This is a genomic window from Lacihabitans lacunae (assembly GCF_042649125.1).
In the GTDB taxonomy this organism is placed as follows: domain Bacteria; phylum Bacteroidota; class Bacteroidia; order Cytophagales; family Spirosomataceae; genus Leadbetterella; species Leadbetterella lacunae.
Genome location: NZ_JBHRYQ010000001.1, coordinates 4,525,229 through 4,537,825, shown reverse-complemented (window position 1 = coordinate 4,537,825; position 12,597 = coordinate 4,525,229). Strand labels below are relative to the sequence as shown.

Here is a 12,597-nt window from a genome sequence, read left to right as displayed (position 1 = left end):
AATATCAATCCTATTCCCTATCAAAAAAGAACTTATTATTGTATAGCCTATCGCCCTCCGTTAGGTATAATTGGTAAGCCGACCCAATTGTATTGACATCGTTCATGTCAAAATCAACTGGCTTTTGAATCGCTTTTTTATCGACGACCATGTCATATTTACCCGAAAGTTCGGTAATGACTGTACCCATTTTAGCATTATCAAAATCGATTGCTGTTACATATTTAACATCAAAGGTCTCATCATTTATTTTTTCAATAATAATACGAATACTTTTATCTTCTTTAAGCCAACTTCCAGCATAAGAACGGTTGTCTGTTTCAACAGATTCTTTGTCCGTTTTTTGGTTATCATTGGAAGGTGTGCATGACAATATTAGTAGACAAATAAATGGTAAGATTTTCTTCATAATTGTTAGTTAAAAAATATTAATATAAAAATTTTCACAAATCAATAGCCCCTAAAAACCCCTCCTTTAAATTGGCTTTTCCATTGTAATCAAAGGCATGATATAGGTCTAAAATATTACATAGAATATCTCGTAAAAACTCATTTTCAGACATCTCTCTTTCTTTTTCTGAAAGATAATTGTACTCAGATAACCTACCTCTATAATCACAGTCGTACCACCTATCACTATAGCCTCTTAGTTTTAAATTATCTTCCCCTTCAAAAAAATGGATGCTAAATCTTAAGTCTTTATATGAGTGTTCATTCAAAAAAGAGAAGTCAATTAATCTATCTTGAGAGGATTTCTTTAAATAGTAAATGTTAAAATCCTTATTTTTTAACTCACTTACACGCCTTAACTTGCTTAAAACCAAGCCATCGCCTGCTGCTTTAAATATGGACTTGTTGCAGCCAGCTCTTTTGCTGTTACCATCTTCAGCAACACTAACAAAGTAGTGTAAATTTAATGTGTAATAATTCGATTCTTGTTCTATTTTGAACTTGCTAGGGACACCAGTAAATGTAAAAACACAGACTGTATTTGCAGGAACTAAATATTTCAATTTAAAACTTTTTTTTGGTTCAATTTCCCAACCTGTATAGTGTTTGATTAGACTTTTTAATAGGCTTTTCTTTGAGTAAGATGGTATTGTAGAATTGATTGTTTCAATTAGGTAGTTTTCAAAAATACTATTTCTACCGAAGCTATTGAAATATGAAATATAATCGTTTGGGGTATTTAAATATAGTTTAGCCATTAATTGAGCTGAAAACTGAATATCGAGAGAAGTATATTTATTAAAAATTTTCCCTAAAGAATTTATATCTTTTGCCAATTCAATGGCTTTTTGTCCTGCTTCAGAAACGTCTCCCTGATGTTTTGCAACACTCTTAAAAACATCGTAATAAGTTAAAGCTTCATCTACTGTTTTTATACTTTTAAGCATTTTTTTAGATAATTCTGAAGAACTTCTCAATGCATCAATCTGGCTCACCAAGTTGGTCAGCTTAGAAAAACTGTCTGTATAATTGAAAAGTACTTTCGTAAGTTTTTCATCATATTGCTTTTTGATATCGCTGTCATTTTTACAAAATGACTTGTAAAAAGCAATTGCGGTTTCTAATGAATTTATTTTAGCAAAATACTTATTCGCTAAAAGTTCTGAATTATTCAGATGTGGTAAGTTTTTTAAAAGGGTTTCAAGTTGAGAAAATGAAGTGGATTCTTTTATTAAATAATCTTCAACGATGGATTGATTATTTACAGCTAATCTATTTTTGGATGATTTATTAAATGTAGTTGATTCATAAGAATATAAAACTATTAATTCATCAAAGCTAAGTTGTCTAAAATTACTTGTAAATGACTTTTCAAAATATAATTGTTTTTCTAGATCTTTTACTAAGCACCTATCAAAAATATTTATATCAGATATACTTTTAAAAATGTAATTTTCAAAGTTACTTTTTGGGATAACCGTAAATTTTTCGATGTACTTTCGGTTATTTGAATAAAAATATTGTACAATATAAAATGGCTTTTTATACTTTTTTCTAATCCATTTGTAAATATCTTTTTCTGCTTTTAATTTCCTTCCAAATTTGGGTTCGTAAACACTTCTTATTTCATTATGATTAGAAACTGAAATTTGACCTTTTGGTAAACACGAATTCAAAAATATTAATACTGTGGTAAATAAACTTAAAAGTATTATTCGCAAAAATTTCATAAACTTGATTTGGGTTTATTAAAACATCCTCTTTCTAGCTAACATAAACTAAATCAAACAAAATGTTTAGTTTTTTGCAATAGTAGAACAACGATTTACTGTAAGTGACCAACCAAAATCAGAAATCAGACAACAAATATTATTTAGTTTTAAAAATCATTGAATATTATTAATTTTGAAGATTTCAATTGAACTGTAATTTTGAAAGTTTTTAGACCCACATTTTATACTAAATTATTTTTTTTGTTGCTGATAAAAGCAATAATTCCTACCTATGCTCAAACCAATGCCCCAATCCTTAATGAGGAAGCGGAGTCGTATGCTACAATCAGTCGAGATACTGCTTTATTGGCAGAAAAGTTTTATCAAAATGGCAAGAAAGTACAACCTGTAGACTTAATAGAAGCGGCTAAGTGGTTTAATAAATCGTTACGGTTGCTTGAGAGTAAAAAGCCTACCTACGCCCTCGGTCGGTTGTACGTTCGTCTTGGAGGAATTTCGCAAGTACTTGGATTAAAAAATGAAAAAGAGGAGTATTTCGAAAAAGCACGAATTGTAATTTTGGCGTCTAAGTCTAAAAAAGCTTACCGCCAGTTTAGAAACTTATTTGAAGATCCAGCCTATTATATCCGGACTATAGATAAACAAAAAATAATTAATTATGCAGATGCCCATGAGTTGTTAATTGCTGCTGGAGGCTATGAAAAATGGGGCAATATCGAGGAATCAAGAAGATATATTTCTAAAGCAATTGCTTATTTTGGAGATCAAGACAGTACAGTCTATTTGTATACATTATCACTACTTACTGGTGCCGAAATTGAAATTAAGTTTAAAAATTTTGTAAAAGCTAAAAAATTAATAAAAAAAGCAGAAGCCATTTATTTGAAACAGTTTAACAATCACAATGATTTAATCCATAGTTATTTAAAGACAAACGTAAGTTTTTATGAAGGTGTAGGCGATTTTAAGACATGTTTAGCTTTTTATAGAAAATTAAAAGCACATGAAATAGACAAACTAACCGCTGACCGCAAAGCCTCTATTAGTAAACTTCAAATAGAATATGAAACCGAAAAAAAAGAAGCTCAGCTCAGAAAACAACAGACTGACCTAACAGTCAAAGAAGCAAAATTACGTTTACAAAGATGGTTGTTAATACTCAGTGCCGTAGTAATAATTGGAGTATTGATTGGGGCGTTCAATTTATTTAGATTAATGAAAATAAATAAACGAATAAGTAAGAAAAATGCCTTATTATTAGTTGAACAAAACCACAGGGTTAAGAACAACCTCCAATTTATTTCGAGTATGTTAAATGTGCAAAAAGATTTACAAAAAGATGGAACAAATAAATCAGAAATAGAAGGAATTCAGCTTCGAATTGAAAGTATGGCCATCTTGCAACGAACACTATATAGTGGGCAAAAATTCCTACATACAAATTTGGCATCATTTGTTGAGGATATTGTTTCTAATGTATTAGACAGTTGCCAAGCAGATGATACCGAAACATCATTCGAACTTAGCGATATACTCATATCACCCGACCAAGCGTTGAGTATTGGTTTAATTATCACTGAATTGACTATGAACTCATGCAAATACGCATTTGGAAATGCTATTACCATTTCTTCCCAATTACAGGAAGATAAACTTATTATTAAATATACCGATTCAAGTATAGGCATTCCTCAAGATATTTTTTCTTCTGCAAACAAACGAGGTTTTGGATACGAAATGATTTTGATGCAAATTGAGCAACTAAACGGAAATATTGAACTTATAAATGATAATACAATTTTATTCTCATTTTTTAAAAGTAAAACTTTATGAAGTTCCTAAGAATACTTATTTTGGAAGATTGTGTCATAGCAGGACGTGATTTAAAAGTTACTCTCACTAACACTGGACATCCACCTCCAAGGGTCTGCAGAACTGTAGATGAGGCTATTCGTGCTGTTGAATTTGAACAGTTCGATGTTGCATTAATTGATATTGATCTGAATGAAAAACAAACGGGAATTGATTTTGCTCATTATGTAAACGAAAACCACAAATTTCCTTTCATTTTCCTAACATCACACGATGATGATACAAATTTTCAAAACGCTAAAGAAACCAATCCAGCGGCATATCTAATAAAGCCTTTTAAAGTAAGGGAACTGGATTTACAATTGCGGCTAGCCTTTGACAACCATAATATTGAAGAAAATCATGAGTTGAGTTATAATCCATTTATATTTATGCCAATCCAAAGTGGAATAAAAAAAATCAATAAACATGATGTAGTTTATTTGCATGCTCGTCAGTCCCTTACTGATATTTATTTAACTGGCAAAAAAATGCCCGAACGCTTTTCTGTGAACTTAGGTTATTTAGAACAATTTTTTTATGAACCAAAATTTGTTAAAATTTCACGTTCAGCATTAATAAACCTGGATTTTATGAATGAAGTATTCGATGGGCAAGTTGAATTAAATGGATTACCATTAATAATTAAATTAAAAGTAAGTGCCAACTCTGATTTTCTTCGGTTAGTAAAACCAATTCGTAGACCGAAATGATGGATATGTAAATCATTATTTGGGATACAATAGTATAAAAAAAAGGTATTGACAATCAAGTTTAGTTGTTAATAATTAGCTCTCTAGAATTGTTAATTTCAGAATAAAAAAAAATTTACCCTCCTAATTGAATAGACAAAATTCTGTAACCATAGTTATTTATAGTATTATTAACAAACATCGAAAAATCTGGAGCAGCCAAGAAAAACAAAAAGTTGTAGAATCATTTATATAGAATGGCTATTTTGCTTTATGCACTTAATAAAGAGTGTTTAAAAAGTACATCTATTTAAATCAAAAGTTTTATTAAATTATGGACAATAAAAATTTTGACCTAAATCTCTTTCACAATAACAATTGAATAAAATATTTATCTAAATATCTTATGTGCTTTACCGAATAATAAAAAAATATTGCATTTCTTAATTAAAATACTGACTTTTAGCTGTTTGATCAGAATCAATAGGTTTATAAAAAAACTCAAAATATATTTATATTCAGGTCTAATCATAACAGAATGAAGTGAGGAGTTTTCGAAGTAGGGATGTTATGAATTACTGATAATTTTATCTGTTAATTTCAACTTTTCAACCCAATAAAAAATGTACTCAGAAAACGAAAGCAACTTCACAATCCGACAATTAATTCGCAATTTAACCAATTCTGAAGACCTCTTTGAATGGTTATATTGGCCACCTAACTTGTTCGCTTTAACCTCAATTATCCTTCATCGTACTGGAAGCTACAGAGTCTGCCAAATTGAAGAATTAGAGTGGAATTTCACTCAAAGAAACCTCCTATTAGAGGACGAAGCAGACCATTGGATTAAAAATGTAGGGTGCTTAATTAAAGACGAAAGTCATGAATTCTCACCTTTTTTCCAACATGATATAATTGATAGTGAAACCTTAGAGGGAACTAAAGCGGATAGTTTTTTTGAGGAAGCATTTAACGTGGTTAAAAGATTAATAGATTTTGAATTGATCCATTTAAGAATTGTGGTTTCTGACCCCATAATAAACTTCGAAGATTCTTATATTGAAACTGCCAAAAAAGCAAGAGAATTAGCAAAAGCTATTGTAGACTTACATTCAATTTCCGACCTTGCTTCTGCCACGATGGGTATTGTAGATGAAAACTACTCTGAAGATTCAGATATTCTTTTGGCAATTACAATTGGTAATTTTTTATTAACATCAAGTGGATCTTTAAGCACATTGAATAAATTAAACGGTGTCGTTCTTCCAAAATACAGAACACCCCAACAAGGACAATCGCTTAGGAGTCTATCATTTCATTTAACCTACCATTTAACTGAAACTGAAGTTGTTTGGAGAACAATTCCTTGGCTAGATACAAATGAAAAGACATTAAATGTTCTTGCAGTTCCAATTCCATTCGAAGTTCATTCAAGAGATTTCTCAGTTGTGCCTCCTAAAAACCATCCTGCTAGGTATTTTAAGGTTAATATTGAGGAATTTAAGGAAGATAGATTAATCTTAATTCATTCAATTGTTGAAAAACTAATTGAATTAAGAGACAGGTTTAACCGTATCCATATTGTAGTTTTTCCAGAACTTTCCCTTACTAAGAATGAATATGACTATTTGTTAATGTTGATGTTTAAAAACAGAAAAAAAATCAAGTATTTACCAATAGTTATTGCAGGGATATTTAGCGATGGTTTTACTGAATTTGAAAACATTAATGATATGTATAACAATGAAGTTAAGATTGCTAACTATTTCGCTGGTAGGTGGTATGATTTAAATCAAAGAAAACATCATAGATGGAGGCTTGATAAAAATCAATTAATTCAATATCAATTATCTACAAAAATGACAACACAAAGAAATTGGTTTGAATATATAGCGAGTAGTCAAAGGAAATTAACAATTTTAGCCCCAAATTCTTGGCTTTCCATTACGGCACTAATATGTGAAGACTTAGCACGACTCGAGCCCGTTGCTGAAGTAATTAGAGGAATCGGCCCCACTTTATTAATGGCATTATTAAGTGATGGCCCACAGCTTTCAAATAGGTGGCCAGCACGGTACGCAACAGTATTAGCAGATGATCCAGGAACATCTGTCTTAAGTTTAACATCTTTAGGTATGGCCAAGCGGTCAAAGATTCAAGGTTCCGAGTCTAATTTTGATAATGATAAAACAAAACATGTAATTGGTTTATGGAAAGATTCAAACAATCCCAACAAGGAAATATTCATTCCTACCGATAAGATTGATATTAATCAAAAAGCAATTCTACTTTCATTAACCGCAAAATACAAAGAAGAAAACACTTTAGATGGCCGAACTGACAATTGTTTTGCTCCAGAATTTGAGCTAGATACATACTTCCCAGTTTCATTAAAAAAGGAAAAGAAAGAAAAAATAGACTCTATTAATATGAATGAAAAAAAAGAGCTTAAATCTTTTTCTGAAAAAATAGGCGGGTGGAACGATATTCGTGAAATTTCTTTACTTTATTATGCACTTGATAATATTGTAGAATCAAAATATGAAAACCTTGAATTAATAAAGCACTGGCTTCACCTTACATGGAAAGAACATTCTAATAAGCAAATTCAAATAATTTATAAAAATTTCAAAAAGAGCCTGCAAGATCCATTAAACATGGGGTTAAGTGTAAAAAATGTTGTAAAATGGCCCCCATATGAAGTAAAAACAGCAATAGAATCTATTGAAAAAATAATAAATGAAGTTTTAAAGAATCCTAAAAACAGTAGTGAAAAACTCAATTATTACTCCTCATTATTTGAGGAAACAGAGAAATTCTTTATACAAGAGTTTGGCGAATATAAAACCAAGTTTTCTAAAAGAAACTCTAAACAAGACATAAAATCAGATTTAGAAAAAGAAGATAAGCTTAATGGTTATAGAATCAAACTCGCTGTGTGTATTGCGAATTGTATTCTCATAAACTCCAAAATAAATGATCAAAGAATAAAAGAATATTTCCAATCTGAAAAAAAGAATAGAAATTTTGCGAAAAACGTTCAAAAACTAAGAGATGCAGTTAACAGTTTCATTGAAGAAAATTTTAATGAATTTAGCATTTACCCCAATTTGAAAGACGTTGATTAATAGACATTCTCAATATTTAATCAGAAAAAAATGAAATTATGCTACCATTTTGTAACTATTTAATTGCAAAAGACTTAACAATCTGTAAATCAAAGCATTACATAGTCCCGTCCGGACCGCAAAAAGCACTCAATTTGAGTGCTTTTTTTGGTTTCTGGGGGTTTTAGAAATCCTTTGAAAATTTGGAGTTTTGTATTTTCAACTCCTATAATCCAAAACTTCCAAAAAATATTTATTGCGTTCAGAACCTTACGGATTCCACATTTTACTGAAGCCACCTGACTCACAAAAACATTAGCGTATTTCACCCTTGTTTTTTCTAATTTCATTTCTAATTACCATTCTAATTACCATGATGTATTTGGCACACAATTTGAAATGAAAAAATATAAATCATTTAAAAATCCGAGCACACAGCAAAACTCCATTATGGCACATAAAAACAAGACCCCCCTATATGAAAAAACACAAAAACATGCAGAATATCGGATTGGAAACCATTTTTATCTAGCCCCGATTTTGTGATTTAGAATATATGGGTGAGAGAAAAAGAATAATAACCACAGAAAGTAATCAAGTTAGGATTTTAACCAATGCATTTGATTAAACATCATGTGGTCTCTTATAAGTTAAGGTCATTTTTTTTACAAAAAGTATTCCCTATTTAAAATTGGAGAGAGAGCATTATGGCTGTAATTTTAGTTTCGGATTTAATAATTCACATCAATGAAAAAAGGTATTATTATTGAAATAAATTGTACCAAAGGATTATAAACGCTCAGGCTGAAAGCCAGAGGTCACACGTTCGAAACTGAAACCTTCGCATTGCGGGGTCATTAATATAAATATGAAAAAGATAATAATTCTAATTCTAATATCCGCTCTAGTGATTGTTTATAGTTATCATAGAGTGAAGAAAAATGTTTTTACTTTTGATTTAGAAGTTTGCAAAAAAGAAAAACTACTAATAAATAGATTAAAAGAAAATGTGCAATCTATTACTCTAAAACTTGAAACTGAAAATGATAGCATTTTGAAAAATAAATTGTTTGAAAATATATTATTTGTGAATAATTATCAGGACAATATCAAAGACTTTCAACTATGTGATAAAATTTATGAAATTGATTCCATAATTATTTCGGCTATAGGTGATAATATTAATTCCAAAAAATATCTATTTGTTTACAATTGCAAAAACGAAATATCAAATTATAACAAATCATTAAATGATTTTTACAATTATAGTGTTTGGATTCGTAATCGATTAATTAGAAAAGGTGAAATTAAAGAAAAAGAATACTTTGAATATTCAGCATTAAATTTAATAGGTTTAAAACCTAGTAAAAAAAGAGAAAGTCTAAATGCTGAATTAGATTCTTTAATGTTGAATGGTTTAAAAAAGTAATGCAGCTCTACGATAGTTGCTTTGCTCTACGTAGGCTGTGCCTTCGAAGTTGTGAATTACGGGTTTTACCCGCAGAAAGGGTAAAGTCAAAAACAGTATCATTAAAATGAATGGCGAAAAGAAATGTATTTCATAGTGGTCAAAGAATAAAATTCAAAAAAATTAAGTTTAGGGCATTCCCTTGGCTGGAAACGGTGCCTTATAACGGTCTGAAGACCGAATGTCGCAGCTACTTAATAATAAGACTAAGCAGAGCGGGTTTAGGAGCAAGATCTACTTTAAATGCAGCGTTTACGTTAGAATTATCTAATTCCGGTTTTAGAACAAAAAGTTATTCAGGTGAGGATTTTGTAGGAAGATTTGCCTTAAATTATGGTTTGGGAAAATTAACCAATGGATATAATGAAGCAGTAAAACCATTTTATAATGAAGCTGTGAATATTTATAGTCAAGTTCTTTCGAAGTCTTTTAGTAATGAAATAAAAAATGCTTTAATTAATGGAAAATAAAAATTTAAAGAATGAATACAAGAATGTATTGAATGTTGGATTACCCTTTCTGGTTATTTTGGTTATTTTATTTATTTACTTTGAAAATAAATTAGAAAAATGCTATAGAATATCGATATGTAGAGTTATTGGTTTTGAATCCGATTTTGAAGGAGGAAGCTCTCCATTATTTGCTTACGAATATAATTCAGTAATGTACAAAAATGGAGGTGCAGGTGATATGAGTAATATTAATCAGTTGAACTCAAGATACTTTATAAAAGTCTCTTGTGGAAATCCAAAAATAGTTAAAATAATAAGAGATGTTCATGTTCCAGATACTTTAAAATTTATTCCAACAAATGGATGGGTTGAAATACCGTATGGATTAGATAATGTTTCAATGAAATGAAGTAATCTGGGTGTGCGAAGAATATTTCCTTCGTGCATGCGGATAGCGGCTTGTACCCGCAGAAAAAAGTAAGTAAATAAAACAAAAAACACTTGAAAAACCGTTTAACATATTGTCAAAACCGCCTCATGGAAGGCCTGTAAACAGGCACAATTGCCGAAGACATTAGCACAACTATGCATAATGACACACAAGGCTACGACAAAAACGGAAACATTGGATACTTGACTGGAAATGGCTTCCTTGTAGCGGTCTGAAGACCGAATGTCGCAGCTACTTAATCATAAGACTAAGCAGAGCGGGTTCAATCAAGAATATTTATCGAATTAAATAGAGTTGTTAGTGATTGGAAGAATAATGTGATTAAAAAGTAAATTATAAAGTTTAATTGTAAAAAATGATTTTTAGATTAAGTATAAGGATGAGTGCGATAACGATTTTTTCATTAATTTCTTTGAATTCATGTAGTCCTAAATTGCATTTTGAATATGATTACACTACTTTTTATCCAAGCAGGAAAAATGCAATTTTGCGAACGTCATTATTTTTAAACAGGGATTCTACATTCAAATATTTTACTCATAAAGGGTCGGTAATAAATGATGGAAAGAATAAAAATTATGGGAATTTGGAAGGCACATGGGGGAAAAAAAATAAGAGCCTTTATTTATTTCCATCACCTAATTATTTAAAATTTATAAAAATAAAAAACTTAGAAAGTGATTTAAGTTGTTTTACTATTGATATTTTAAATTTTAATTATTTTAAGGATAAATATGAATTAATTCTAAATATTAAAGATATGGACCCTGTTATTATTACTAAAAGTAAAGTTGAAATTTGCGACTTAAAATGGAATTCAACATTAGAGTTTGAGGTTAGTTTTTCGGGGACAAATCATTTCGGATTTGTTTCAAATAAAATAAAGTCTGAAAAAATTATAGTAAAAAACCCTAAAAGTCTTTTGCAATTGGAATTTGAAGAATTTTATTATCGTTTTAATTACGCTGACAATCCAGTAGATAGCATGTTTTTTAAAATTCGTTGTAGAACTTTAAAAAGTCCTAATCAAATACTGAAATGGTATCCGAAATAAATCTACGGTTAAACAGCTCTGCGAAGGTTGTACCTTCGTAGGTGTGCAAAGCGGGTTGTACCCGCAGAAAACAGAAAGTAAATTAAAAAAAGAAACCATTTGAAAAACCGTTTAACATATTATCAAAACCGCCTATTGGAAGGCCTATACTCAGGCACCCTAGCCGAAGGCATAAGCACAACTATGCATAATGGCACACTAGGCTACGATAAGAACGTCAACATTGGCTACTTGACTGAAAATGCCTTCCTTGTAACGGTCTGAAGACCGAATGTCGTAGCTGCTTGGTCATAAGACTAAGCAGAGCGGGGAAATCGGCATCAGAGCATATGAATAGTTGGTCAGAAAAAGAAGCAAATACTTTATCTTTCTACATGCTTAATTTACCTAGAAATTGGAACCACTCGTATTATCCTATCAATGAAATTTATTTAAATGCTATTAGAAATGCAGATTGGAAGTAAAAAAAACATACTTTATTTAACAATTAATACTTTAATTGTTTTAGGTTGCGTAGGTCGTGATTATAGTTTACATATTGTAAATAATTGTGAATATAATTTTGATTACATAATATCGTCAGATTCCCTTCTGGTTAATGCCATCGATATGTATATTGACAGCGATATTACAAAATCTCCAGAAAGTTTAAATTATGAAGTTTATACATTTTATTCAAAGGCAAACTCAACAGATTTGCCCATTGGTCATGGCGAAGACTATTGGAAAAAAATCGTAAAAAAATCGAAGCAAAAAAAAATGTATGTTTTTCTTTTTAAAGAAGAATTACTTAAAAGAAATACATGGCCCGTCCTTGTTAAAAACAATATATATACTAAACTAATTTCGATTTCTGAAAAACAACTAATCGATAATAATTGGTATTTAAATATTTGTAAATGATAAACCCCTCTACCTCGCTGTACTAAGGCTATAGCCTTCGTACGTGTGAATTGCGGCTTGTAACCGCAGAAAACAGTAAGTAACTAAAAAAACAAAAAACACTTGAAAACCCGTTTAACATATTGTCATAACCGCCTAATGGAAGGCATTTACACAGGTACAATTGCCGAAGGCATTAGCATAACCATGTTTGATGCTACTTGTGGCTAAGACAAAACGGATATATCAGTTACTCGTATTGGTTTAATTATGGGTTTCCAAACGAGCCGTTTGTGTTAACTAAATAAATCCCGCTGTGCAAGACGAGACTATCCTTCGCTTAAGGTCTCCTTGCCTTCACCCCACTATCGAAAGTTCCACCTTCCCTCCTATTTAAAGCAAGTTTTACTCACCAAACCCAATTAAGATTTTCAAATTAACTCTCTATCGTACTAAG

General features: G+C 30.5%; 11 protein-coding genes. 9 read left to right on the top strand and 2 right to left on the bottom strand.

Annotation, left to right across the window (positions count from 1 at the left end; translation table 11 throughout):
- Positions 1-10 precede the first annotated feature (10 nt).
- Both ACFOOI_RS19380 and ACFOOI_RS19375 read right to left on the bottom strand, forming a co-directional pair.
- Entirely contained in the window at positions 11-409 is a 399-nt protein-coding gene (locus tag ACFOOI_RS19380) for a hypothetical protein (protein WP_379839741.1), read from the bottom strand.
- Positions 410-443: 34 nt separating this feature from the next.
- The gene (locus ACFOOI_RS19375) at positions 444-2,180 is read right to left on the bottom strand and encodes a hypothetical protein (protein ID WP_379839740.1); all 1,737 of its coding nucleotides are present in this window, start codon (positions 2,178-2,180) and stop codon (positions 444-446) included.
- 246 nt (positions 2,181-2,426) lie between these two features.
- On the opposite strand from ACFOOI_RS19375, the gene ACFOOI_RS19370 reads away from it, so the two are divergent.
- From ACFOOI_RS19370 to ACFOOI_RS19330, 9 genes are all read left to right on the top strand, one after another.
- Positions 2,427-4,016: a histidine kinase dimerization/phosphoacceptor domain -containing protein gene (locus tag ACFOOI_RS19370; protein ID WP_379839739.1), complete on the top strand. Its 1,590-nt coding sequence runs from the start codon at positions 2,427-2,429 to the stop codon at positions 4,014-4,016.
- Positions 4,013-4,747, top strand: coding sequence for a response regulator (locus tag ACFOOI_RS19365; RefSeq protein WP_379839738.1), 735 nt, complete (start codon positions 4,013-4,015; stop codon positions 4,745-4,747). The genes ACFOOI_RS19370 and ACFOOI_RS19365 overlap by 4 nt, the downstream gene beginning before the upstream one ends.
- A 602-nt stretch (positions 4,748-5,349) precedes the next feature.
- On the top strand, positions 5,350-7,854 hold the full coding sequence (locus tag ACFOOI_RS19360) for a hypothetical protein (RefSeq protein ID WP_379839737.1): 2,505 nt from the start codon (positions 5,350-5,352) through the stop codon (positions 7,852-7,854).
- An 847-nt stretch (positions 7,855-8,701) separates the two neighbouring features.
- Positions 8,702-9,262 carry a hypothetical protein gene (locus ACFOOI_RS19355; protein ID WP_379839735.1) on the top strand — a complete coding sequence of 187 codons (561 nt, stop codon included), beginning with the start codon at positions 8,702-8,704 and terminating at the stop codon, positions 9,260-9,262.
- A 110-nt stretch (positions 9,263-9,372) separates the two neighbouring features.
- Positions 9,373-9,771, top strand: coding sequence for a hypothetical protein (locus ACFOOI_RS19350; protein WP_379839734.1), 399 nt, complete (start codon positions 9,373-9,375; stop codon positions 9,769-9,771).
- Positions 9,761-10,162, top strand: a complete 402-nt coding sequence (locus ACFOOI_RS19345) for a hypothetical protein (protein WP_379839733.1) — start codon at positions 9,761-9,763, stop codon at positions 10,160-10,162. The genes ACFOOI_RS19350 and ACFOOI_RS19345 overlap by 11 nt, the downstream gene beginning before the upstream one ends.
- A gap of 397 nt (positions 10,163-10,559) precedes the next feature.
- On the top strand, positions 10,560-11,258 hold the full coding sequence (locus tag ACFOOI_RS19340; RefSeq protein ID WP_379839732.1) for a hypothetical protein: 699 nt from the start codon (positions 10,560-10,562) through the stop codon (positions 11,256-11,258).
- Between the two features lie 99 nt (positions 11,259-11,357).
- Positions 11,358-11,522, top strand: a complete 165-nt coding sequence (locus tag ACFOOI_RS19335) for a hypothetical protein (RefSeq protein WP_379839731.1) — start codon at positions 11,358-11,360, stop codon at positions 11,520-11,522.
- A gap of 183 nt (positions 11,523-11,705) precedes the next feature.
- Positions 11,706-12,161, top strand: coding sequence for a hypothetical protein (locus tag ACFOOI_RS19330; RefSeq protein WP_379839730.1), 456 nt, complete (start codon positions 11,706-11,708; stop codon positions 12,159-12,161).
- The last annotated feature ends 436 nt before the right edge of the window (positions 12,162-12,597 follow it).